This is a genomic window from Hydrogenophaga taeniospiralis CCUG 15921 (genome assembly GCF_001592305.1).
GTDB lineage: Bacteria > Pseudomonadota > Gammaproteobacteria > Burkholderiales > Burkholderiaceae_C > Hydrogenophaga > Hydrogenophaga taeniospiralis.
Window position 1 is genome coordinate 86,452 of record NZ_BCWR01000009.1, and the last position, 22,923, is coordinate 109,374.

At 68.3% G+C, this 22,923-nt stretch carries 19 protein-coding genes; 7 read left to right on the forward strand and 12 right to left on the reverse strand.

Annotated features, from left to right (window positions below):
* The first annotated feature begins 101 nt into the window (after positions 1-101).
* On the forward strand, positions 102-1,298 hold the full coding sequence (locus HTA01S_RS13030) for a urate hydroxylase PuuD (RefSeq protein ID WP_068172084.1): 1,197 nt from the start codon (positions 102-104) through the stop codon (positions 1,296-1,298).
* Positions 1,299-1,300: 2 nt separating this feature from the next.
* On the opposite strand, the gene HTA01S_RS13035 is transcribed toward HTA01S_RS13030, so the two are convergent.
* Positions 1,301-2,134, reverse strand: a complete 834-nt coding sequence (locus HTA01S_RS13035; RefSeq protein ID WP_068172086.1) for an endo alpha-1,4 polygalactosaminidase — start codon at positions 2,132-2,134, stop codon at positions 1,301-1,303.
* Between the two features lie 69 nt (positions 2,135-2,203).
* On the opposite strand from HTA01S_RS13035, the gene HTA01S_RS13040 reads away from it, so the two are divergent.
* Entirely contained in the window at positions 2,204-3,310 is a 1,107-nt protein-coding gene (locus HTA01S_RS13040) for an S-(hydroxymethyl)glutathione dehydrogenase/class III alcohol dehydrogenase (protein WP_068172089.1), read from the forward strand.
* Between the two features lie 5 nt (positions 3,311-3,315).
* A complete protein-coding gene (fghA, locus tag HTA01S_RS13045) occupies positions 3,316-4,152 on the forward strand; it encodes an S-formylglutathione hydrolase (protein WP_068172092.1) in 837 nt (278 codons plus the stop codon).
* Here fghA and HTA01S_RS13050 read toward each other — a convergent pair whose 3' ends face one another.
* From HTA01S_RS13050 to HTA01S_RS13065, 4 genes are all read right to left on the reverse strand, one after another.
* Positions 4,153-5,844, reverse strand: a complete 1,692-nt coding sequence (locus HTA01S_RS13050; protein WP_068172095.1) for an AMP-binding protein — start codon at positions 5,842-5,844, stop codon at positions 4,153-4,155.
* 150 nt (positions 5,845-5,994) lie between these two features.
* On the reverse strand, positions 5,995-6,942 hold the full coding sequence (locus HTA01S_RS13055) for a phosphotransferase enzyme family protein (protein ID WP_084236082.1): 948 nt from the start codon (positions 6,940-6,942) through the stop codon (positions 5,995-5,997).
* A complete protein-coding gene (locus tag HTA01S_RS13060) occupies positions 6,939-8,222 on the reverse strand; it encodes an aspartate aminotransferase family protein (RefSeq protein ID WP_068172097.1) in 1,284 nt (427 codons plus the stop codon). The genes HTA01S_RS13055 and HTA01S_RS13060 overlap by 4 nt, the downstream gene beginning before the upstream one ends.
* A gap of 96 nt (positions 8,223-8,318) precedes the next feature.
* Entirely contained in the window at positions 8,319-9,839 is a 1,521-nt protein-coding gene (locus tag HTA01S_RS13065; protein ID WP_068172100.1) for an APC family permease, read from the reverse strand.
* 156 nt (positions 9,840-9,995) lie between these two features.
* On the opposite strand from HTA01S_RS13065, the gene HTA01S_RS13070 reads away from it, so the two are divergent.
* From HTA01S_RS13070 to HTA01S_RS25990, 4 genes are all read left to right on the forward strand, one after another.
* Entirely contained in the window at positions 9,996-10,988 is a 993-nt protein-coding gene (locus tag HTA01S_RS13070) for a helix-turn-helix domain-containing protein (RefSeq protein WP_068172103.1), read from the forward strand.
* Between the two features lie 72 nt (positions 10,989-11,060).
* Positions 11,061-12,521, forward strand: coding sequence for an NAD-dependent succinate-semialdehyde dehydrogenase (locus HTA01S_RS13075; protein ID WP_068172175.1), 1,461 nt, complete (start codon positions 11,061-11,063; stop codon positions 12,519-12,521).
* 126 nt (positions 12,522-12,647) lie between these two features.
* Positions 12,648-14,012, forward strand: coding sequence for an aminotransferase class III-fold pyridoxal phosphate-dependent enzyme (locus HTA01S_RS13080; RefSeq protein WP_068172105.1), 1,365 nt, complete (start codon positions 12,648-12,650; stop codon positions 14,010-14,012).
* Positions 14,009-16,021 carry an HAD-IA family hydrolase gene (locus HTA01S_RS25990; protein ID WP_169804775.1) on the forward strand — a complete coding sequence of 671 codons (2,013 nt, stop codon included), beginning with the start codon at positions 14,009-14,011 and terminating at the stop codon, positions 16,019-16,021. Before HTA01S_RS13080 ends, HTA01S_RS25990 begins: the two co-directional genes overlap by 4 nt.
* Here the strand turns inward: HTA01S_RS25990 and HTA01S_RS13090 are convergent.
* From HTA01S_RS13090 to HTA01S_RS13120, 7 genes are read right to left on the reverse strand one after another with little or no spacing between them, the layout of a single operon-like run.
* A complete protein-coding gene (locus HTA01S_RS13090) occupies positions 16,011-17,162 on the reverse strand; it encodes an ABC transporter substrate-binding protein (protein WP_068172110.1) in 1,152 nt (383 codons plus the stop codon). The genes HTA01S_RS25990 and HTA01S_RS13090 overlap by 11 nt on opposite strands.
* Positions 17,159-18,112, reverse strand: a complete 954-nt coding sequence (locus HTA01S_RS13095; RefSeq protein ID WP_068172112.1) for a branched-chain amino acid ABC transporter permease — start codon at positions 18,110-18,112, stop codon at positions 17,159-17,161. Before HTA01S_RS13095 ends, HTA01S_RS13090 begins: the two co-directional genes overlap by 4 nt.
* The gene (locus HTA01S_RS13100; RefSeq protein ID WP_068172114.1) at positions 18,109-18,975 is read right to left on the reverse strand and encodes a branched-chain amino acid ABC transporter permease; all 867 of its coding nucleotides are present in this window, start codon (positions 18,973-18,975) and stop codon (positions 18,109-18,111) included. The genes HTA01S_RS13095 and HTA01S_RS13100 overlap by 4 nt, the downstream gene beginning before the upstream one ends.
* A gap of 1 nt (position 18,976) precedes the next feature.
* Complete coding sequence (locus HTA01S_RS13105) at positions 18,977-19,675, reverse strand: ABC transporter ATP-binding protein (RefSeq protein WP_068172117.1); 699 nt, start codon at positions 19,673-19,675, stop codon at positions 18,977-18,979.
* Positions 19,662-20,387: an ABC transporter ATP-binding protein gene (locus HTA01S_RS13110; RefSeq protein ID WP_068172120.1), complete on the reverse strand. Its 726-nt coding sequence runs from the start codon at positions 20,385-20,387 to the stop codon at positions 19,662-19,664. The genes HTA01S_RS13105 and HTA01S_RS13110 overlap by 14 nt, the downstream gene beginning before the upstream one ends.
* Positions 20,388-20,397: 10 nt before the next feature.
* On the reverse strand, positions 20,398-21,684 hold the full coding sequence (locus tag HTA01S_RS13115) for an ABC transporter substrate-binding protein (RefSeq protein WP_068172123.1): 1,287 nt from the start codon (positions 21,682-21,684) through the stop codon (positions 20,398-20,400).
* Between the two features lie 43 nt (positions 21,685-21,727).
* On the reverse strand, positions 21,728-22,789 hold the full coding sequence (locus tag HTA01S_RS13120) for a CobW family GTP-binding protein (protein ID WP_068172128.1): 1,062 nt from the start codon (positions 22,787-22,789) through the stop codon (positions 21,728-21,730).
* Between the last annotated feature and the right edge of the window lie 134 nt (positions 22,790-22,923).

Below are 22,923 nucleotides of genomic sequence, written 5' to 3' on the forward strand. Positions count from 1 at the left end.
TCCCCAGGTGGGCGTTCAAACGCGGCCCTCAGTCGGCTCAGAGCGCCCGCGGTGGTGAGTCGCAAACCCAGACGGCCCGTCCGTCGTCGTGTTGAGGTGCCATGGAAACTTACCTGCTCGATTGGGCCAACCTGTTGTTGCGCTGGCTGCACGTGATCGTCGCCATCGCCTGGATCGGCTCTTCGTTCTATTTCGTCTTTCTCGACAGCAGCCTCACCCCGCCCGAAGACGAGCAACTGAAGAAAGACGGCGTCAGCGGCGAGCTCTGGGCGGTGCACGGCGGTGGCTTTTACCACCCGGTGAAGTTCGCGGGCGCGCCGCCGAAGCTGCCCGAGCACCTGCACTGGTTCTATTGGGAAAGCTATTCCACCTGGCTCTCGGGCTTTGCGCTGTTCCTCATTTCGTACTTGTGGAGCCCCAGCGTCTACCTGATCGACCCCAACGTCATGCACTGGAGCCCGGCCGGCGCCATCGCCGCGGCGCTGGCCTTCCTGGTGGTGTTCTGGTTCGCCTACGACGCCATCTGCCGAACGCTGGGACAGACGCAGAACGGCGACGCCAAGGTGGGGGCGCTGGTGCTGGTGCTGGTGTGTATCGGCGCCTATGCAGCCACGCAGATGTTCGCCGGCCGTGCCGCCTTCCTGCTCATGGGCGCCATGCTCGCCACCGCGATGAGCGCCAACGTGTTCTTCTGGATCATCCCCGGCCAGCGCACCGTGGTGGCCGACATGAAGGCAGGGCGCCCGATCGACCCGGTCCACGGCCAGCGCGGCAAGCAACGCAGCGTGCACAACACCTACTTCACGCTGCCGGTGCTGTTCGCCATGCTGAGCAACCACTACAGCTTCACCTATGCCCACCCGCAGAACTGGCTGATCCTGATCGGCATGATGTTCGCGGGCGCCGCCATCCGCCAGTTCTTCGTCATGCGCCACGGCCACAAGCTCGGGCGCAACCCGCACCCCTGGCCCTATGCCGCCGTGGGGGTGTTGGTGTTGCTCGCGCTCATCGTCTGGCTCAAGCCCGCGCCGGTGGTGGCGGTGGCCGGACCCGCCACTGTGAGCTATGCGCAGCTCCAGCCGGTGATCGCGCAGCGCTGTGTGATGTGCCACGGCGAGGCGCTGCAGTCCAAGGGGGTGCGCCTGGACTCGGAACAGAGCCTGAAGCAACACGCACAGATGGTCTACCAGCAGGTGGTGGTGATGAAGGCCATGCCCATGAACAACGCCACGGGTCTGACCGAAGACGAGAGGGCCCTGTTCGCCCAGTGGTTCAAGGCCGGCGCGCCGCTGAACTGAGCTCAGTCGCAGCTGAAGCGGAACCGGTCGTCCAGCGCCGGCGGCAGCACCAGCGTGCGAAGGCCTGCGGCCCGGGAGGCCTGGCACAGCCGCTCCCGGTCGGCGGCGTCGTTGCGCCACCGGCTGAGGTACTCGGCGTTGAACACCGGCTTGCCGGCGCTGACGAACACGGCATAGCCGCCGCACTCGTTGTACTCGTGACACTGCTCGTTGACGGCAAAGTCGAAGTCCGGCGCCAGGGCCGCCAGTTGATCGACATCGTTCTTCAGGCCGACCGCGAGGCCCAGGGCATGGGCCTCGCGGGCCAGGAAACGGTTGTAGTCGAGTTGCGTGGCGGCATCCAGCGCGAACCCCGAACCGTTGGTGTAGGCGTCCATGTTGTCGGGTTCCACCCCGTCGCACCCCTTGGAGGCGGCCAGTTCCAGCCGGGATTTCATGATCGCGCGCACGTTGGCTGAACGGGTGTCCAGCCAGCGCTCGCCCGCCCAGCCGTCCAGCGGGCGGCCCATGTCGGCCGCACCGAACCGCGAAAAATCGGGTCGCCAGTTTTCGGAGCTGCCTGCCGAGAAGTAGCACACCACACGCTTGCCCTGGGACTTGAGCTGGTTCAACGTGGAGGCCGGCGCATCGAAAAGATCGATGTCGTACACCTTGGCCGAGTAGCTCGTGTTGATGGTCCCGGACAGCTGCCATTGCCAGGTGTCCGAAACCGCCGGGGACCAGCGGGACGAGGTCCCTTCACGGTCACCACCGCCACATCCGCCCACGAGCAGTGCGGTGGTGGCCAGCGCCAGCGCGAAGACAAAACGGCCTGGGGAGAGCGTGGAACGGGGCATTTGGGGCTCCTGTGACGAGTGAGGGCTTTCGTGCATTAACCTAGCCATTTTCAACGGATGGGAGACCTCATGAAGACACGCGCCGCCGTGGCCTGGAAGGCCGGCGAACCCCTGACGATCGAAACCGTGGACCTGCAAGGTCCGAAGTTCGGCGAAGTGCTGGTCGAGATCAAGGCCACCGGCATCTGCCACACCGACTACTACACGCTCTCGGGCGCCGACCCCGAGGGCCTGTTCCCCGCCATCCTGGGGCACGAAGGCGCGGGCATCGTGGTGGACGTGGGCCCCGGCGTGACCTCGCTCAAGAAGGGCGACCACGTCATCCCGCTCTACACGCCCGAGTGCCGCCAGTGCAAGTTCTGCCTGAGCCGCAAGACCAACCTCTGCCAGCTGATCCGTGGCACGCAAGGCAAGGGCCTGATGCCCGACGCGACCTCGCGCTTCTCCATCGACGGCCAGCCCATCCTGCACTACATGGGGACCTCGACCTTCAGCAACCACACCGTGGTGCCCGAGATCGCGCTGGCCAAGATCCGCGAAGACGCGCCCTTCGACAAGGTCTGCTACATCGGCTGCGGCGTCACCACAGGCATCGGCGCCGTGATCTTCACCGCCAAGGTGGAGGCGGGTGCCAACGTGGTCGTGTTTGGCCTGGGCGGCATCGGCCTGAACGTGATCCAGGGCGCCAAGATGGTGGGCGCCGACAAGATCATCGGCGTGGACCTGAACCCCGCGCGCGAGGCGATGGCGCGTCAATTCGGCATGACGCACTTCATCAACCCCAAGGACGTGCCCAACGTGGTCGACGCCATCGTGCAGCTCACCGATGGCGGCGCCGACTACAGCTTCGAGTGCATCGGCAACACCAAGGTGATGCGCGATGCGCTCGAGTGCACGCACAAGGGCTGGGGCCGCAGCATCATCATCGGTGTGGCCGAAGCCGGTGCCGAGATCAGCACGCGGCCTTTCCAGCTCGTGACCGGCCGCAAGTGGGAAGGCTCGGCCTTCGGCGGCGCACGCGGGCGCACTGATGTGCCCAGGATCGTGGACTGGTACATGGACGGCAAGATCAACATCGACGACCTGATCACCCACAAGCTCAAGCTGGAAGACATCAACAAAGGCTTCGAGCTGATGAAGAGCGGCGAGTCGATCCGCGCGGTGGTGGAGTTCTGAAGAGCATGGAAACGCTGAGTCAACACCACTGTTTCGGTGGCGTGCAGGGCTTCTACCGGCACAGCGCGCACAGCATCGGCCTGCCCATGAAGTTCGGCGTGTTCGTGCCGCCGCAGGCCGCGCACGGCCCGGTGCCGGTGCTGTTCTACCTGGCCGGCCTGACTTGCACCGAAGAGACCTTTGCCATCAAGGCCGGTGCCCAGCGCCTGGCGGCCGAGCTCGGTCTGATGATCGTCACGCCCGACACCAGCCCGCGCGGCACCGGTATCGACGCGGCCGACGCTGCCTGGGATTTCGGCCACGGCGCGGGCTTCTACCTCGACGCCACGCAAGCGCCCTGGGCGGGCCATTTCCGCATGGAGACCTGGGTCACGCAGGAGCTGCGCCAGCTCGTGCTGGCCCAGTTCCCGGCCCGTGCCGACCGGGTGGGCCTTTTCGGCCATTCCATGGGCGGGCACGGCGCGCTCACCCTGGCGCTGCGCCACCCGGGGCAGTACCAGAGCGTGTCGGCGTTCGCGCCCATCGCGGCGCCCAGCCAGTGCCCCTGGGGTGAAAAGGCCTTCACCGGCTACCTCGGCGAAGACCGCAGCGGCTGGGCCGCGCACGACGCCACCGAGCTCATCAAGGCGGGCCACAAGGCGCCGCCCCTGCTGGTGGACCAGGGCCTGGCGGACCAGTTCCTCGCCGCCGAGCTGCATCCCCACCTGCTGGAAGCCGCCTGCGCCGAAGCGGGCCAGCCGCTCACGCTGCGCCGCCACGCGGGCTACGACCACGGCTACTACTTCATCGCCTCGTTCATCGACGACCACCTGCGCCACCACGCGCGCACGCTGCTGGCCTGATCAGCTGTTTTGCCATATCACTTTGCGGCCTGACGTTTCCCAGCGTTCGTAGTGCTTCGCGTACAGGTCTTCGATGCGGTTGCGCTTGACCTTGAAGGTCGGCGTGATCACGTCGTTGTCCACCGTCCAGGCGGTGGTCACGAGCACGATGCATTGCAGCTGTTCGTGCGGGTCGAGCGTGGCGTTGATGCGCTGGAGGTGTTGCTCCAGTGAGCGTTCGAGTTCGGCGCGCGCGCCGGGATCGGCGGCCCGGGCCACGGCCTCGGCGTTGAGCATCACGATGCCCAGCGGCTGGCCCAGGTTGGCGCCGGTCACAACGCAAGCCTCCACCGCCTCGTGCTCCACCAGCTTGTCCTCGATCGGCGCGGGCGAAACGTATTTGCCTTTGCCGGTCTTGAACAGGTCCTTCACCCGGCCGGTGATGCGCAGCAGGCCCTGGGCGTCGATCTCGCCCTTGTCGCCGGTCCTGAGCCAGCCGTCCTCGGTGAAGGCCTCGCGGCTTCTTTCCGGGTCTTTGTAGTAGCCCAGCATCAGCGCCTGGCTGCGCATCTGCACCTCGCCCGTGGCCGGGTCGATGCGGTGTTCGACGCCTTCGTAGACCGGCCCCACGGTGCCCTGCTGGTTCTTGCCCGGCTCGGTGATGTGCGAGAGCGCGAGGTTCTCGGTCATGCCGTAGCCCTCGTTGATGTGCAGGCCCAGCCGGCTGTACCACTGCAGCAGGGCCAGCGGCATGTGGGCGGCGCCGCCGGCGGCGAACTGGCACTGGTCCAGGCCCAGCGCTTTCATCACCTTCTTGCGCACGATGCCGCCCAGGATGGGGATGCCCAGCAGCCGGTTGAGCTTGGCCGGCGGCATCTTGTGGTGCACGCCCTGCTGGAACTTGACCCACAGCCGCGGCACCGAGAAGAAGATGGTGGGGCGCGCGCGCTGCAGGTCGGCGGCGAAGGTGTCGAGCGACTCGGCGAAATACACGTGCATGCCGGTGCGCAGCCAGCCGTGTTCGACCAGCATGCGCTCGACCACGTGGGCCAGCGGCAGGTAGGACAGCATGCGGTCGTCGGCCGACATGGGGATGCGCTTGAGGCCCGAGTCCAGCGCCCAGGCGAAGTTCTCGAAGCTGTGCATCACGCCCTTCGGGCTCCCAGTGGTGCCCGAGGTGTAGATCAGCGTGGCCAGCTCTTCGCCCTGGCGCAGCGGTGTGCCCTGCAGGGGCTGGCGGCCCCCGCAGATGGTGTCCCAGCCTTCGTAGTTTTCGATCGCGTCCAGCGGTGAGAGCGCGTAGCTGATGCAGGGCAGGTCGTCGGGCACGCCGGGCTTCATGCCCTCCCAGCCGTCGAGCTTGCCGATGAAACAGGCCTTGGCCTCGCTGTGGGTCAGGATCTGGCGCACCGTCTCGGGCGCGAGCGTGGGGTACAGCGGCACCGACACATGGCCGGCCATCCAGATCGCCAGGTCGCTCATCATCCACCAGGCGCAGTTCTTCGAGAGAATGGCCACCTTGGAGCCCGGCTCCCAGCCCTGGGACTGCAGGTGTGCCGCCATGCGCCGCACCTGGTCACCGATCTGGCTCCAGGTGAAGTCCTGCACCGCGCCCGCGCCCATGGGCTGGGTGAGAGCGACGCGGTGGGGCGCCGTCCGCTCCCAGTGGTACAGGCGTTGCAGGGCGAGGTAGTCGGGTGAAATCTTGGTCATGCGGATCTCCAGGTGAATGCCGGAATCTACCGGGCCTGGCCGGTGTTCGGGCAGCGGGCTTTCCCGCGTGTCTTCTAGAGCATGCGCTCCAGTTGGTGCGAAGGCCTGATCTGGATCAACGATGGCACGGGCCGTGTGCCGGCCAGAAACTCAATGGTCTGGCGGGTTCGACAGGTACCGCTGGCAGACATGGCGGGCTGTCGCCACGTAGCGATGGCTGCGTTCCCGCGCGCCTTCTTCGCCCAGACGAGGCACGACCCACCCGACATAGGTCACGGCCCGCAAGGCCAGGAACAGGTCGAGCGCTTCCACGTCCATGGCCCGGACGCCCAGGTAGCCTCGCAGCAGCGCCGCCCTGAGCGCCGGATGGTTGGGCGAGTCCATGAACTTGAGCAGGGTGGTGGCGAGGTCGAAGGCGCGAAAGCCCCAGCCGCCGTCATCAAAATCCAGCATGCCGATGCGGTCACCGAGCAGCAGGACGTTTTCACGGACCAGATCGGCGTGGATCAGGCCGACATCGAGCTGGTCCTGGAGGCGGTGCAGGTCGCGCAGCGCCGCTGCCCTGAAGTCCTCGAACAGGGTTCTGTCGGCGACGGACAGCAGCGGGTGCTCCCAGAAGCGCCCCCAGACCGGTGACTCGCCCAGCAGGCCTTCGCCATCCCAGCGGATGCGGGAAAAACCCTCCGGCTTCACCCAGGCGTCGGACGCGATGTGAAACAGCGCCATGTGCCGCCCCAGGTTCTGGAACAGCGCCTCGGCGTCGGCGCCCGAGCCGCCGGCCAGCAGCGTGCCCAGGGTCTGACCAGGCAACCAGGTCAGCAGGTCGACCAGATGGCCATCCACTGGTTCGAGCAACCGCCCCTTGAGCGAAAGAACCGGTCTCGGCACCAGAATCCCCGCTCGGTCGAGCGCCGCCATCCACTGCAGTTCGGACTCGATCTCGATGCGGGTCCGGTAGCCGGGACGCTTGAGGCGCAGGGCGTAGTCACCGGATGCGTCGGACACCCGGTAGACCTGGTTCTCCCGGCCCGCCACGAACTGCAGGCGCGCATCACCCAGGCCCCATTCGGCGGCCGCTGCCTTGGCGAGATTCGTCATGACTGAGGCGCCAGCTCGGCCAGTACCTCGTCCAGCGTCTGCACGAGCAGGCCCAGGTGTTCTTCCGAAAAGGTCATTGGCGGGCGGATCTTGAGAGTGTTCTTGTGCCGTCCCAGCTTGGACAGCAACACGCCCCGTTCGCGCATCGCCTCCACCACCTGGTCAGCGAAGCCCGAGGCGGGCTCCTGCGTGGCCTTGTCCTTCAGGAACTCGACGCCGAACACCATGCCGCTCTGGCGCACGTCGCCGATGACGCCGTACTTTATGGACAGCTTGTTCAGCGCCTTCGCAGCCAGGGCGCCGATCTTGGCGGCATTCGCCTGCAGCTGGCGTTGCTCGATCTCTTCCAGCACGGCCATGGCGGCGGCGCAGGCCACGGGGTTGCCGCCAAAGGTGTTGAAGTAGCGGTAGGAGTTCCGGAAGCGCTCCATCACCTCCGGCCGCGTGACCAGGCCCGCGACCGGGTAGCCGTTGCCCATGGGCTTGCCCATGGTCACCACATCGGGCGCCACACCCTGCTTCTGGTGTGCCCAGAAATGGCTGCCGCTGCGCGCAAAGCCCGACTGCACCTCGTCGCAGATCAGGAAGCCGCCGGCCTTGCGGACCACCTGTTCGGTCGGGCGCAACCAGCCCGGGGCCTGGTCGGGGAAGCCTTCGTTGAGGAACAGCGGGCACACGATCAGCGCCGCGAAGCCGATGCCCGAGCGCTCATGCTCGTCGATCTGCTCCTGCACTTTGGCGGCAAACCGCAGCCCCTGGGGGTCCTCGATGCGCAGGCTGTCGGGCGCCTCCACATGGCGCACGTACTGATCGAGCCCGTAACCGTATGTGGGTGCGTTGCCGGTCGACAGCTGGCTGACCAGGCTGGTGTTGCCGTGGTAGGTGGCGTCGGTGGCGATCACGCCCCGCTTGCCGGTCATGGCTTCGGCCATGCGCAGCGCGATGTCGTTGGCCTCGGAGCCGGTGCAGGTGAGCAGGGCGTTGGAGAGTTCGCCGCCATAGGTGGACGTCAGCTTCTCGATGTAGTTCACCAGGTTCTCGTGCAGGTAGCGGCTGTGCACATTGAGCTGCCCGCTTTGCGAGCAGATGGCCTCCACCACCCTCGGGTTGCAGTGCCCGACGTGCGGCACGTTGTTGTAGCAGTCGAGGTAGCGGCGGCCGTCCGCGTCCCACAGCCACACATCCTCGCCCTTCACAATGTGCACCGGTCGCTGGTAGAAGGTGGAGACGTTGGGGCCGAGCAGGGCCCGCCGCTTCTCCATCAGTTCGGTTTCATTCATGGCAGTTTTCCATCAAGGCAGTCAACCCAAAAAAGGAAATGCCGGCGCTTGCGGCGCCAGCACTTCCCTCAACATCGCCTACTGGCCGGGCAATGATCAGGAGATCACGTCCTGGATCAGTTCCTTGTTTTCCTTGTGGCGAACGATCGCGAAGAAGTAGCCCACCACCAGAACACCGAACGGCAGCAGCGCCATGAACCAGCCCAGACCGTTCATGGCCCAGGAGGTCGTGGTCGGGTCCAGGCCTTCGGCGACGGCCCCCGTCAGCAGGCCGAAGCGCGCCATCAGGAGGTAGAGCCCGACCGACAGCCCGGCGGTGGCCAGCACCGGCGCGATCAGCGACTGGAAGAGGTTCGCGTCACCGGGCACACGGCGGAACCAGGCGATCACCGCCAGGCAGACCAGGATCTCGATCAGCAGGATCGACACCACCGCCAGGCCGGAGAACCAGAAGAACATGTTGAGGATGGGGTCCAGGCCCGCTACCGCAAAGAGAGCGATCACGGCGGCGGTGATCACCGAGACGATGATCGAGCCGGCCGACGGTGCGCCGCGCTGGTTGACCTTGGCCACCGCAGCGGGCAAGGTGCCGCCGCGGCCCAGGGCAAACAGGTAGCGCGCGGCGGAGTTCTGGAACGCCAGCATGGCGGCAAACAGACTGGAGAGCACCAGGCTCTTCATCAGCGCGGACAGCCAGTCACCCACATACTGGCCGGCCAGCGTGAACAGCACATTGGCGGGGTTGACCAGGGGCGCGCCGTCGACCGACGACAGCTCGACCACGCGGTCCATCACCTTGCCCGCACCGAGACCACTGACCACCGCGAACGAGGTGAAGGCGAACAGCACGGTGATCAGCACCACGGCGACATAGGTGGCCAGCGGCACGGTGCGCTTGGGGTCGATCGATTCTTCGCCGTAGATGGCGGTGGCTTCGAAGCCCACGAAAGAGGCGAACGCGAAGGCCAGGGCGATGCCGGCGGAGCCCGCCAGGCCCCCCGCCAGGATGTTGGCCGGGCTGAAGGACGCCGCAAAGTTCCACCCCTCCGGGCCACCCTGCAGGAAGATCGCCACCGCCGTGACCACCAGGCTCAGGAGCTCAAGCCCCATCAGCAGACCCAGCACATGCGCACCCACGTCGACGCTGCGCAGCGACAGCCAGGTCACCGCGGCCCAGGCCACCAGGGACCATCCCCACCAGGGCAGTCCCCCGACCTGCTCGGCCATCAGACCACCGAAGAAGCCGAAGATCGACAGGTGGATGGCCAGGTAGGCCAGCAGGGACACGAAAGCCGAGCCCACGCCCAGGTGCAAGCCCATGCCGCGACCGATGTACGCGAAGAACGCGCCGGAGTTTGTCACCTGGTGGCTCATGGCGGCGTAGCCCACGCTGAACAGCAGCAGGATCAGACCCGCCAGCAGGTAGGCGCCCGGCGCCGCAGCGCCGTTGCCCAGCAGGATGGCGGCAGGCAGTGCCCCGGTCATGCCCACCAGCGGCGAGGCGGCGGCGACCACGAAGAAAACGATGCCGATCACGCCCAGGCGACCGGAACGTAGGGACTGCTCGGTGCCCGGGGCGGGCCCGGATGGTGAAAGTGAAGTGGAAGCGGTATTCATGGCTGTTCCTCGTCGTTGTGTCTATGTGGCCACCGGGCCCGCAGAGCCAGGGGGTGGACGGATGCTAGGGACGCGCCGCCAATCGGGTTATCAAAACTGCGCACGATGTGGCCCGGGTTTCTCCCAATCGGCCCTCCTGCTGCTACGCTGCGCGCCATGAGCGACCCCATAGACGAGACCCACGAAGACGCGGAAGCGCCCGGCTGGGCACAATCCCTGCTGACTTTCGACATGGACGCCCACGCCAGGGCTCAGGGTGACTGGGTGTTGCACTACGAACAGCTCTCCAGCGGTCGCTTTCGTGGGGAGCTGGCCCTGGTGCAACTCGAAGGGGTGCGCCTGACGGGCGAGAAGACCAGCCTCGCGCTGCGCCAACGCGGGCGGCTGGGTGAGCATGTCTACGGGTTTGCGACGTCGGTGGCGCCCACCGGGGATGTGTACTTCGATGGCCGCAAGGTCCACCCGGACGCCATCCTCTGCGGCAGCGGGCGCGAGATCGATTTCGTCACACCGCCGCAGCACCACCTGATCGCATTGACGGTCGAGCGTGGCCTGCTCAACGAGCTCTGGGAGCACATGTACCAGAAGCCGCTGGCCACCTGGCTGGAGCGCCAGGTCGAGTTGCTGCCCACGCCCGAGAGCGCCGCCGCGCTGCGCGGCAAGCACCAGCAAGCGCTGAAAGAGGCACTGGCGCTGGCCCAGCATTTCACCGACGCCTCGCCCCTGAACCAGTTGCGCGACGACATCCTGATCGAATGGATCGAGGCGCTGCCGCCCAGTGTCGACATTTCGGATCTGGATTCGCTGGCGCGGCGCAAGCGCATGGTGGACAAGGCCTGCGAGCTGATGATGGCCAACCCGGACGAGCCGCCCTCGATCCTGGATGTGTGCAGCCGCGTGGGCGCGAGCCGGCGCAAACTGAACTACTGTTTTCAGGATGTGCTGGGGACGTCGCCCACCCAGTATCTGCGGGCGCTGCGGCTCAATGGCGTGCGGCGCGGTCTGCGCGAAGCGGAACCGGGGGCGACGGTGCAGGACGTGGCGGCGCGCTGGGGCTTCTGGCACCTGGGGCAGTTTTCGCTGGACTACAAGAAGCATTTTTTCGAGCTGCCGTCGGAGACGCTGGCGCGCGCCCGCAAGGGACGCTAGGGGTAAACCCGCAAGGTGGTTTTGCGCATTTCCGATCACGCCTTGTGGGGTGTGGGCGGCACAGTGCGCAGCATGACTTCTTCCTACCCCACCCTCTCCCTGCATGTGGCCGGCCATTGGCTGACCCAGGCCTCGGGCGGCGAACGCGTCGTCATCAATCCCGCCACCGAAGAGCCGCTGGCCAGGTTGCCGCTGGCCGGCCCGGCCGAACTCGCGGCCGCCGCCGAATCGGCCCAACGCGGTTTTGAACAATGGCGCCGCGTGCGCCCGCACGACCGCTACGTCACCCTGCGCCGCGCGGCCGAGCTGCTGCGCCAGCGAGCCGATGAGATCGCCACCGTGCTCACGCTGGAGCAGGGCAAGCCGCTCGCCGAAGCGAAGCGCGAGGTCACGCTGTCGGCCGACATCATCGATGTCCAGGCCGAGGAGGCCAAGCGCCTGTACGGCCGCGGCGTGGCCCCGCGCGTGGACGGCATCCTCTCGCACACCGTCACCCGCGTGCCGGTGGGCCCGGTGGCCGCGTTCACGCCCTGGAACTTCCCCGTCAACCTGCCCAGCCGCAAGCTCGGCAGCGCGCTCGCCGCGGGTTGCAGCGTGGTCATCAAGCCGGCCGAAGAAACACCCGCCAGCTGCATGCTGCTGGTGCGCTGCTTTCTGGACGCCGGTGTGCCGCCCGACGCGATCAACATGGTGTGTGGCGACCCGGCGCAGGTCTCTTCCTTCCTGATCGAGCGGCCCGAGATCGCCAAGGTGTCGGTCACCGGCTCGGTGGCCGTGGGCAAGTTGCTGGGGGAACAGGCCGCGCGCCATGTCAAGCGCTTCACCGGTGAGCTGGGTGGCCACGCGCCGGTCATCGTGGCCGAGGACATGGCCGAAGGCGCTGGCCTGGACTTCGTGCTCAAGCAGTCGGTCACCGCCAAGTACCGCAACGCCGGCCAAGTCTGCGCCTCGCCGATCCGCTTCTACGTGCCGCGCGCGCAGCTGGCCGTCTTCAGCGAACGCTTCGCCGCCGCGGCGCAGAAGCTGCAGCTGGGTTCGGGCCTGGACGCTGCCACGCAGATGGGGCCGCTCTCGCACGCGCGCCGCATCGACGACATGGAGCGTTTCGTGGACGACGCCGTGGGCCAGGGCGCGCGCCTGCTCACCGGTGGCCACCGCGTGGCGCGGCCGGGCTTCTTCTTTGAACCCACGGTGTTCGCCGAGGCGCCCGCCAGCACGCGGCTGATGCAACAGGAGCCCTTCGGCCCCATCGCTGTGATCCAGCCCTACGACACGCTGGACGCGGCCATCGAACAGGCCAACGCGCTGCCCTACGGCCTGGGGGCCTACGCCTTCACGCGCGACCTGCACACCGCCCACCGCCTGGGCGAAGCCATCGAGGCCGGCATGGTCGGCATCAACCACTTCGGTGTCTCGCAGCCCGAACTGCCCTTCGGCGGCATCCGCGAAAGCGGCATCGGCCACGAACAGGGCCCCGAGGGCATCACGCACTACACAGAAATCAAAACCATCACGGTAGGCAGACCTTTTTGACCACCCCCATCGCTTGCTCGCTGCGCGTAGCCGCTCAGCCCCTCAAGGGGCAACACCAGCGGCCCGGCCAAGCCGGTTCCGCGGTGTTTTCTGGGCAAGACATGGGATTCTTTTGAAAGCACATTCATGAGCAGCATCGACCAACTCAAAGCCGACAACGCCGAATTCCTCTGGCACCCCATGGCGCACCCGGCGGCCATGAAGAAGGCCAAGCCCGACATCGTCGCGCGCGGCGAGGGCTGCTGGATCTGGGACGTGGACGGCCACAAGCTGCTCGACGGCGTGGGCGGCCTCTGGGCCAGCAACCTGGGCCACAGCGCCACCGCGGTGCGCGACGCCATCGTGGCCCAGCTCGACGAGCTGCCCTTCTACAACACCTTCCGCGGCACCACGCACCCGCGCGCCATCGAGCTCTCGGCGCGGCTGGTCAAGCTGATGGAGCCCGACGGTGTGGCCAGCGTGATGTTCTCCAGCGGCGGCTCGGACGCGGTGGAGACCGCGCTCAAGCTGGCCCGCCAGTACCACAAGCTGCGCGGAGAGAAGGACCGCTTCAAGTTCATCAGCCTGCGCCAGGGCTACCACGGCGTGCACTTCGGCGGCATGAGCGTCAACGGCAACACCAACTTCCGCCGCGCCTACGAACCGCTGCTGCCCGGCTGCTTCCACATCGACACGCCCTGGCTCTACCGCAACCCCTACACCGACGACCCGCTGGAACTGGGCGAGATCTGCGCCGAGCTGCTGGAGCGCGAGATCGTCTTCCAGGGGCCGGACACCGTGGCCGCCTTCATCGCCGAGCCGGTGCAGGGCGCAGGCGGCGTGATCGTGCCTCCGGCCAACTACTGGCCGCTGGTGCGCAAGATCTGCGACAAGCACGGCGTGCTGCTCATCGCCGACGAGGTGGTCACCGGCTTCGGCCGCACCGGCCACCTGTTCGGTACGCGGCTGTGGGGCGTGAACGCGGACATGTGGTGCCTGGCCAAGGGCATCAGCTCGGGCTATGTGCCGCTGGGCGCCACGGCCATCTCGGCCAAGGTGTCACAGGTGTTCAACGACGACAAGACCGGCCAGGCCGCCGTGGGCCACGGCTACACCTACAGTGCGCACCCGGTGGGCGCCGCTGCGGCGTTGGCCACGCTGGACCAGATCGAGGCGCTGGACGTGCCGGGCAACGCCGGGCGCGTCGGCGCGGTGATGCAGGAGCGACTGCGCAAACTGGAGCAGACCTGCAGCTTCGTCGGCAACGTGCGCGGTGTCGGCCTGATGCTGGGCATCGAGATGGTGGACGACAAGGCCCTGCGCACCCCCATGCCGCGCAGCAACGACATCCCGGCGCGCGTGGCCAAGGAGGCCTACCAGCGCGGCCTGATGGTGCGCATCTCCGGCCCCAACCTGATCCTCTCGCCGCCGCTGGTGATCTCGCTCGAAGAGATCAACCACCTGTGCGACACACTGGAGGCCGCATTCGCTGCGGTGGAGGCGACGCTGTGAGCCCCACCCAAGCCGGTCGCCCGCCGGTGATCCTGCTGATCGGCACGGTCGACACCAAGAGCGACGAGATGGCCTACCTGCGCGAATCGGTCGAGCACCTGGGCGGCACGGCCCTGGTGATGGACGTGGGCGTGCTGGGCAAGGGCGGCTTCACGCCCGACATCCTCAACAGCGAGGTGGCCGCTGCCGCGGGGGTGACGCTGCAGCAGGTGATGGAGACGGGAGACGAGAACACCTCGATGAAGCTCATGGCCACCGGCGCGTCGCTGATCGCGACGCAGTGGTACGTCGAAGGGCGCTTCGACGGCCTGCTGGCGCTGGGCGGCACCATGGGCACCGACCTCGCGCTGGACGTGGCCAACGCGCTGCCGCTGGGCTGCCCGAAGGTGGTGCTGTCCACCATCGCCTACTCCCCGCTGATCCCGCCCGACCGCATCCCTCCCGACCTGATCATGCGGCTGTGGGCCGGTGGCCTGTACGGGCTGAACCGGCTTTGCAAGGCGGCGCTGGGCCAGGCCGCGGGCGCGGTGGTGGGCGCCTGCATGGCGCGTGCGGCCGAGGCCGACCGGCGGCCCGTCATCGGCATGACCTCGCTGGGCAGCAGCGCGCTCTCTTATATGAAGAAGCTCAAGCCCGCGCTGGAGGCGCGTGGCTACGAGCTGGCGGTGTTCCACACCACCGGAATGGGCGGGCGCGCCTTCGAAGACCTGGCGCGGCGCGGCTACTTCGCCTGCGTGATGGACTTCAGCCTGCAGGAGCTGGTGAACGACCTGGCCGGCAGCTGCGTGAGCGCGGGCAGCGAGCGCCTGCTGGGCGCAGGCCTCGCAGGCGTGCCGCAGATCGTGGCGCCCGGCGCCACCGACATGGTGGACTTCCCGGCCTGGACGCGCTGCCCTTCGCAGTTCGAAGGCCGTTCGGTGCACGAGCACAACCGCCTGATCGCCTCGGTCTGCATCGACCCCGAGATGCGGCGCCACGTGGCGCGCGCCATCGCCGACCGGCTGGAGCAGGCGACCGGCCCCACCTGCCTGCTGCTGCCCATGGGCGGCGTGGAACAGTGGGACCGGCCGGGCGAGCCGCTGCACGACCCCGAGGGCCTGAAGGCCTTCACCGACGAAATGGTCCACGTGATCTCCCCCGGCACCGTGTTCCAGCCGGTGGACGCGCACATCAACGACGAGGCCTTTGCCGTGGCCGCGCTGCGCGTGTTCGATGGCTGGGTGGCGGCGGGCCTGGTGCCACCGGGTGTGGTGGACACGAGCCCCCACGCTCCACCGCTGCGCGGGTCGCTGCCCCCCGAGGGGGCTGATCCGGCTTGGGGCGGCCCGGCGCCGGATCGTCGACCGCGCGCTCCCGTGGGTGCTCAGGCCCTGGTGCTCGACTTCGGTGGCGTCATCAGCCGCATGCTGTTCGAGACCCACCCGCTGACCGAAAAGGCGCTGGGCCTCGCGCCCGGCACGCTGACCTGGAAGGGGCCGTTCGACTCCGCTTCCGACCCGCTCTGGCAGGACATGCAGGCCGACAAGCTCAGCGAGCGCGACTACTGGATGGCCCGCACCCGCGAGGTGGGATGCCTTGTTGGCGAAGAGTGGGATGCGATGGAAACCTTCGTGCAGCGCGCGCGCGGCGCCGATGTGGAAGCCGTGATCCGCCCCGAAGCCGTGGCCATCATCGAAGCGGCCAAGGCGGCCGGCAAGCGCCTGGCCATCCTCTCCAACGAGCTGGACCTGTTCTACGGCGCCGATTTCCGCACCCGCTTGCCGCTGCTGCAGCTGTTCGACGTGATCGTGGACGCGACCTACACCGGCATCCTCAAGCCCGACCCGCGCGCCTACGAGGCCGTGACCGAGGCGCTGGGGTTGCCCGCTGGCGAATGTGTGTTCGTGGACGACCAGAAGCGCAACGCCGACGGCGGTGTGAAAGCCGGCATGCAGGTGGTGCACTTCGATGTGCTGCGGCCCGCGGTGTCGTTTGCGACGGCCCGGGAACTGTTGGGGCTCAGTTCCTGATCCATTGTGCGTGGGCGATGCGCCATTTGCCCGCTTCCAGCTTCATCGGCAGGGCGCTGCGGTTGAGCTGGTGGCGGCCGTCGGCGCCGACCCGGAAGGGCTGCTCCATCATGCCGCTGCGCCAGGGCGCCATGTTCGCCAGGGCCTGCGCCACGCTGGCCCGGGTGATGGGACCGCGCATGCCCTGCAAGGTGTGCACCAGGGCCTGTGCCGCGAGGTAGCCGCCCTGTGAGAGCGAGCTCGGTTCGATCTGTCGGGCGATCAGCAGGCGCCGCCAGCCCATGATCTGCATTGAGCCGCTGGACCAGGGGTCGAACTCGGCCATGGCGTAGAGGCCGTCGCCCGCACCCGCCAGCGCCTGCGCGGCCTGCGTGGTGTAGACCGGTGTGAGCATCACGATGGGCACTTTCGGCATGGCCGGCCGGCTGGCCCGCACCCATTCGATGGCGGGGCCGCCGGGGCCGGTGTAGACCACCGCGTGGCACTGGCGCGCCGCCACCCGCTGCACCAGCGGTGCCAGGGGCTCACCCAGCTGGTACATGTCCAGCGACGGCGTGGGCGCCTGGGTGCGCTGCGTCCAGTCCCGCACGGATTTTTCGAACGCCTCGGTCATGCCCGGCAGGGCGGGCGAGACCACGCAGAGGCGCTCGTGGCGCAGCACCTGGTGCGCGAAGCTCAGGGCCGTGGCGGTGGCCACGTACGGGCCGGCGTTCAGCGGTGCGATGTGGGTCGAGGAGAAGCACGCAGGGTCGCCACCGGCGCCGGGCAGGTTGAACAGTCCGGCCTGGGCGTAGCGCGCCTGGTTCACGCCGCATTCCAGCGCGCTGGACCCTCCGGCCAGGGCGATGGTGCGCGGGTCTTCGATCAGCTCGGCAGCGGCGCGCTGCGCCTGCGGTGGCGACATCTGGTCGTCGATCACCCGGTATTCGATGCGCCGCCCCTGGATGCCCCCGGCCGCGTTGATCGAGTCGAAGACCATGCGCGCCGCCTGCACGCTGGCGTCCGAGGCGCCCGGGCCGGTGAGGCTGCTGACGGCGCCCACCACGATGGGCGGCGGCGGGCCCTTGTCCTGCGCGCAGACGGTGACGGCCGAGGCCGCGAGGGCGGTGGCCAAGGGCAGGAGGCGCGCGGCGGGTTTCATGGCGTGGCCTTGCGAAGGGTGGTCCAGGGTCGCAGTCCCAGCAGGCCGCGCGGCGCCCACAGGCTGACCCCCACGGCCACGGCGCCCATGGCGATCAGGGTCCAGCCGCCCGAGATGCCGAGCGAGGTGGCCAGCAGCTCGCGCAGCGCGAACCAGATCAGCACGCCGATGACCGGGCCGCCAATGCTGCCAATGCCGCCGATCAGTGTGGCGAACAGCATCATCACCACCCAGTTGACGTCGAAGGCGGCGCTGGGCGCGAGGAACATGCCGCCCATGAAGTACACCGCGCCCGCCAGCGCGCTCACGCCGCCGGAGATGACGAAGGCCACCAGGCGCACCCGCTGCACGTCGATGCCCACGCTGCGCGCGGCCACCTCGTTGTCGCGCACTGCCGTCATGGCCAGGCCCAGGCGCGAGCGCATCAGCAGCTGCAGGCCGGCCACCGACGCGATGCCCAGCGCGCAGGCCAGCCAGAAGCTCATCTGGCCGAACAGTTCGATATCCTCCAGCGCCGACATGTCCAGCGTCAGGCCCGCGTTGCCGCCCAGCGCCTGTGTCTTGGAGACCAGCAGCGCCACCACCTCGGCCATGACCCAGATGCCGATGGCGAAGTAGGCCTCGCGCAGCCGGAACAGGGCGGGTGCGACCAGGGCCGCGCACAAGGCGCCGGCCAGGGCGGTGAGCGGCAGCAGCCAGTAGGGCGAGATACCGGTGCGCTGCGCCAGGTCGAACAGCGCATAGGCACCGACGCCGATGAACAGCTGGTGGCCCAGCGACATCAGGCCGCCGTAGCCGGCCAGCAGGTTCCACATCTGGGCTAGGCAGATGGCCAGCAGCACCTCGCTGGCCAGGCGCATCAGGCCGGCATCCAGCCACTGCGGCGCCAGCGCCGCCACCAGGGCGCAGGGCAGGGTCCAGGCCAGGGGAAACAAGGTGTTGGCTTTCATGCGCGGCCTCCGGCCAGGCCCTTGGGGCGCAGCATCAGGGTCACCAGGAACAGCAGGTGCGCATACAGCGAACCGGCGTTGGAGTCGAAGCGCTGACCGAACAGCTGGGCCACGCCTAGCACCAGGCCACCGGCGACCGCGCCCCAGAACGAACCCAGGCCGCCGATGATCACCACCTCGAAGGCCACCAGCATGCGTTCGACGCCGGAGAACGGTGTGAACAGCGTGCGCTGCGCCAGCAGGTAGCCCGCACCCATGGCGAAGGCCGCGGCCAGGCCCATGACCTGGCAGAACACGCGCTCGGGCTTCACGCCCATCAGTCGCACCACGTCCGGGAAATCGGCCGTGGCGCGCACCGTGCGGCCGAACTCGGTGTGCTGCAGCACCCACTGCAGGCTGGCGAACAGGGCCAGCGCCAGCAGCAGCATCAGCACCGGGTACACGCCCACCGAGAGACCGAACAGCTCCATGCTCGCGCTGCCCAGCGCGCCGGCGTCCACCGCGCGCGAATCGGCGCCGAACAGCTCGACCATGCCGTTGCGCAGCAGCACCGAGAGGCCGAAGGTCAGCATCAGCGGCGTGAGCACGTTGCCCGAGCGCACCGCGCGGTTGAGCAGCGTGGCCTGCAGCAGCCAGCCGAAGGCGTAGCCGATCAGCACCACCGGGATCAGCATGGCCCACACCGGCACGGCGCTGAACCAGCCCACCAGGAAGAAGCCGGCGTAGGCGCCGAGCACGATGAATTCGCCGTGCGCCAGGTTCACCACCCGCATCACGCCGAACACCAGCGCCAGGCCCAGGCCGAACAGCGCGTACAGGCCGCCGAGCAGCAGGCCGTTGATCAAGGTCGATAGCCAGTCCAAGTCATTCCCCAAAATAGGCCGCAGTCACCTGCGAAAGTTCGATGGCCTGGCTGGCGCCCTGCAGCGTCACCTGGCCCTTGAGCAGGCAGGTGACCTGATCGGAGACCGCGCGGGCGCGCGCCACGTCCTGCTCCACCAGCACGATGGACAGGTCGGCGCCGCGGATGCGCTCGAAGGTGCGGTAGATCTCTTCCACCACCAGCGGCGCCAGGCCCAGCGAGAGCTCGTCGCAGATCAGCAGGCGCGGGTTGCCCAGCAGCGCGCGGCCAATCGCCACCATCTGCTGCTGCCCGCCCGAGAGCTGCATGGCGTTGCGCTGGCGCAGGTCTTTCAGCGCCGGGAACACGTCGTACACGGCGTCCAGCGTCCAGGCACCACGCCGGCGGGTGAGCGTGCCCATCTGCAGGTTCTCCTGCACCGTGAGCGAGGGGAACAGCATGCGGCCCTCGGGCACCATGGCGATGCCGCGGCGCGCCAGGGCTTCGGCGGGCAGTCCGGTCACGTCGCCGCCGTCAAAACGGATGCGGCCCGCGCGGGGCGCAAGCAGGCCCGTGACCGCGCGCAGCAGCGTGGTCTTGCCGGCACCGTTGGCGCCGATGAGCGCCAGCACCTTGCCGGCCGCCAGCGACAGGCTCACGCCGGAGATGGCCTGGAAGTCGCCGTAGAACACGTCGACGTGGTCGACTTCAAGCAGCGGCATTGGCGGGCACCCCCATGTAGATCTCGCGCACGATGGCGCTGTCCATGACCTCGGCGGGCGTGTCCTCCAGCAGCTTGCGGCCGAAGTGCAGCACCATGATGCGGTCGGCCACGGCGCGCAGCGCGTGCGCGATGTGCTCGATCCAGATCACCGCGTAGCGTTGCTTGAGCTCGTCCACCAGGTCCACCATCTGGTGCACCTCGCGCTCGGTCAGGCCGCCGGCCACTTCGTCCAGCAGCAGCAGGCGCGGCTGCGCAGCCACGGCCTTGGCCATCTCCAGGCGCTTGCGGTCCAGCAAGGGCAGCGCGCCGGCCAGCTTGTCGGCGGCCCGGGACAGCCCGCAGCGCTCCAGCGCCTCTTGCGCGGCGCTGGCCGCGGCCTCGCCGCGCAGACCGGCCGCAAAGGTGGCCGCGGCCAGCGCGTTCTGGAACACGCTGAGGTGGCCGAAGGGCTGCGGCACCTGGAAGGCGCGCGCCACACCGAGGCGGGCGCGCCGGTGCGCGGGCAGGCCCGAGAGGGCCTTGCCGTCCAGTGCGATGTGGCCCGCGTCGGCCGCTACGGTGCCGGTGAGCAGGTGGAACAGCGAACTCTTGCCGGCCCCGTTGGGACCGATCACGCCCAGGCACTGGCCGAGCGGCAGATCGATGTCGATGCGGTCGGCCACCACCACCTGGCCGTAGGCCTTGCACAGGCCCCTGACTTCCAGACTCATGGGGTGTGCCTCAGCGGATCTGCGAAAGCAGTTCGAGCTTGCCGCCCAGCGGGATGGCCGGCGCCAGTGCGTTGTTCACCACCACCAGTTCGTAGGGGTGCCTGGACCCCGCCGCCGTGCGCTTCCATTGCCCGCCCGCCAGCGCCGTCCTGGCCACGCTCTTGATCGGGCTGTTCTTGAAGTCGACCTTGCCGACCACTGTGTCCAGGGTCATGTTCTGGATCGCGTCGCGCACGGCCTTGCGGTCGAACGGATCGCCCGCGGTCTTGAGCGCGTGCAGGCCCACCTCCCACATGGCGTGCACATAGCCCAGCGGCTGCGTCCACTGGTTGCCGGTGGACTTCTCCCACTCGGCGGCCAGCTCGGCGGCGCTCTGCTGGGTCAGCGAAGAGCGGTAGGGAAAGGCCGGCGTCCACCAGACCTCGGTGGACATGCCGTTGCCCGCGGCCCCCAGGGCCTTGAGCGCGCTGGGGAACAGGAAGGCCGCGGCCACGGTGCAGACCTCGGGCTTGTAGCCCTGCTGCTGCGCCTGCTTCCAGAAGGTGGCGAAGTGGCTCTCGTACATGAAGCCCGAGACGATGTCGGCGTTGGCCTTCTTGAAGCTCGCGATGGGGTTGCTGAAATCGTCGGTGGCGACCTTGAAGAAGCCGCCGGTGGACTCGGTGTAGCCCGCCTTTCTCAGCGCGGGCGGCATGCCCGCCAGCGGGTCGGCGAAGGCCGCGCCGGGCGGGTTGTCGATGTAGAGCGTGCCGACCGACTTGCCGGTCTTGACACTGTCCCAGAGCGCGGTGAAGGTTTTCACCACGTCGTCCGCACCCCAGAAGAAATGGAACGAGAAGGGGAAGCCCTTGCTGATCTTGCCGTTGCGAGCGAACAGGAAGGCCTGCCAAGGTGACATGGTGCTGATCATCGGTACGCCGTGCACGTCGCAGAGCTGGCCGGCGGGTGTGGAGGCATCGCCGTCTTCCACCAGCATCAGGTCGACCTTCTCACGCAGCACCAGCTCACTGGCCACCTGCACCGAGCGGTTGGGGTCGGACTGGTTGTCCCTGAGCACGATCTCCACGGGCACGCGCTTGCCGCCGATCTCCAGACCGTTCTTGAGCAGCTCGCGCATCTTGGCCAGGTGCCACTGGTCGGCCACACCGAAGGGCGCGCGTGGCCCGGACAGGGCAGTGATGTAGCCGATGCGCAGCGTCTTCTGCTGCGCGATGGCGAAGCCGGGCAGGGTGCTGGCGGCGGTGAGCGCGACCGAGGTCTTCAGGAACTCGCGGCGTGGGGCGGGGTGGTGGTTCATAGGGGCTTGCTCCGGGGAAAAAGGAAACGGAAACGGGGAACGGTCAGGCCGGTGCGGCCACGGCGCGGGCGCCGGTGAACTGGTGCAGCGTGCGTTCGATCACCTGCGGCTCCATGCCCTGGGTGATGAACACCAGCCGCGAACGTCGGTCGGCGTCGGGCCAGGCGGGCAGGGTCACCGGGGGGTGCACCAGGTGCTGCGCGGCGTGCACCACGAGCGGCTGTTCGGGGCGCTCGGCGATGTGGACCAGGCCCTTGAAGCGCAGCAGGCGCTCGCCGCGCAGGGCGGTGAGCAGGCTCAGCCAGTGGCGGAAGGCCTCGTCTTCGAAGGGCTCGTCCACCGTCAGGCACAGGGCCTGGATGTCGCTGGCGTGGGCGTGCTGCGCGCGCTGGAACAACGAGCCGGCGCGCCCGGTGGAGGCCCGGAGCAGCCAGCCGCCCGTGCCCGGCGCGGCGCTGCCCGGCTGTGGTGGGGCATGGAAGGGGTTGTCGAGGTGCTCCAGGTAGAGCAGGTGCTCGGAGCGCAGCGCCCCATGGTCCACGCGGTGTTGCGGCGCGCTGGGGTTGAGGCGCGCCAGCCGCTGTTCCAGCTGTTCGCGCGCGGGTGGCTGCACCAGGTCGCACTTGCTCAGCAGCAGCGCGTCGGCCACGGCCACCTGGCGGCGGGCTTCCTCGTGCTGGTCCAGCGTGGCGGAGCCGTTGAAGGCGTCGACCACGGTCACCACCCCCGCGAGGCGGAAGTCGCGCACCAGCGAGGCGTGCGTCGTCAGGGTGTGCATCACCGGCAGCGGGTCGGCCAGCCCGGTGGTCTCCACCACCACACGATCAAAGTGCAGTTCGTGGCGACGCCGGCGTGCCAGCAGGTCCGTCAGCGTCTGCGTCAGGTCCTCGCGCACCGAACAGCACAGGCAGCCACTCCTGAGCAGGCGCACATGGGGCGCGACGTGCTGCACCAGCAGGTGGTCCAGCCCGGTCTCGCCCAGTTCGTTGATGACCACGGCGGTGCCCCGCCACTCGGGGCGCTGCATCAGCTGCTGCAGCAGCGTGGTCTTGCCGCTGCCGAGGAAGCCGGTGAGCACGGTCACCGGGATGCGCGGGTCGTTCATATCAGTCCTCTACGGCGTCGAAGCGCCATCCCGATGCATGAAAGGGTGCAGTCCAGGGCACCGCCGGACCGGCTTTGCCGGACGGCCAGTGCCGCCCCCCTTGAGGGGGGTGACGCGAAGCGGCGCGGGGGGTG

Excerpts from the sequence above, each read along its gene's own strand:
- HTA01S_RS13075 (WP_068172175.1), top strand. The coding sequence starts at position 11,061 with ATGACTTCTTCCTACCCCACCCTCTCCCTGCATGTGGCCGGCCATTGG.
- HTA01S_RS13065 (WP_068172100.1), bottom strand. The coding sequence starts at position 9,839 with ATGAATACCGCTTCCACTTCACTTTCACCATCCGGGCCCGCCCCGGGC.
- HTA01S_RS13035 (WP_068172086.1), bottom strand. The coding sequence starts at position 2,134 with ATGCCCCGTTCCACGCTCTCCCCAGGCCGTTTTGTCTTCGCGCTGGCG.
- HTA01S_RS13120 (WP_068172128.1), bottom strand. The coding sequence starts at position 22,789 with ATGAACGACCCGCGCATCCCGGTGACCGTGCTCACCGGCTTCCTCGGC.
- HTA01S_RS13040 (WP_068172089.1), top strand. The coding sequence starts at position 2,204 with ATGAAGACACGCGCCGCCGTGGCCTGGAAGGCCGGCGAACCCCTGACG.
- HTA01S_RS13095 (WP_068172112.1), bottom strand. The coding sequence starts at position 18,112 with ATGAAAGCCAACACCTTGTTTCCCCTGGCCTGGACCCTGCCCTGCGCC.
- HTA01S_RS13110 (WP_068172120.1), bottom strand. The coding sequence starts at position 20,387 with ATGAGTCTGGAAGTCAGGGGCCTGTGCAAGGCCTACGGCCAGGTGGTG.
- HTA01S_RS13115 (WP_068172123.1), bottom strand. The coding sequence starts at position 21,684 with ATGAACCACCACCCCGCCCCACGCCGCGAGTTCCTGAAGACCTCGGTC.
- HTA01S_RS13060 (WP_068172097.1), bottom strand. The coding sequence starts at position 8,222 with ATGAATGAAACCGAACTGATGGAGAAGCGGCGGGCCCTGCTCGGCCCC.
- HTA01S_RS13055 (WP_084236082.1), bottom strand. The coding sequence starts at position 6,942 with ATGACGAATCTCGCCAAGGCAGCGGCCGCCGAATGGGGCCTGGGTGAT.
- HTA01S_RS13090 (WP_068172110.1), bottom strand. The coding sequence starts at position 17,162 with ATGAAACCCGCCGCGCGCCTCCTGCCCTTGGCCACCGCCCTCGCGGCC.
- HTA01S_RS13080 (WP_068172105.1), top strand. The coding sequence starts at position 12,648 with ATGAGCAGCATCGACCAACTCAAAGCCGACAACGCCGAATTCCTCTGG.
- HTA01S_RS13030 (WP_068172084.1), top strand. The coding sequence starts at position 102 with ATGGAAACTTACCTGCTCGATTGGGCCAACCTGTTGTTGCGCTGGCTG.
- HTA01S_RS13070 (WP_068172103.1), top strand. The coding sequence starts at position 9,996 with ATGAGCGACCCCATAGACGAGACCCACGAAGACGCGGAAGCGCCCGGC.
- HTA01S_RS13105 (WP_068172117.1), bottom strand. The coding sequence starts at position 19,675 with ATGCCGCTGCTTGAAGTCGACCACGTCGACGTGTTCTACGGCGACTTC.
- HTA01S_RS13050 (WP_068172095.1), bottom strand. The coding sequence starts at position 5,844 with ATGACCAAGATTTCACCCGACTACCTCGCCCTGCAACGCCTGTACCAC.
- fghA (WP_068172092.1), top strand. The coding sequence starts at position 3,316 with ATGGAAACGCTGAGTCAACACCACTGTTTCGGTGGCGTGCAGGGCTTC.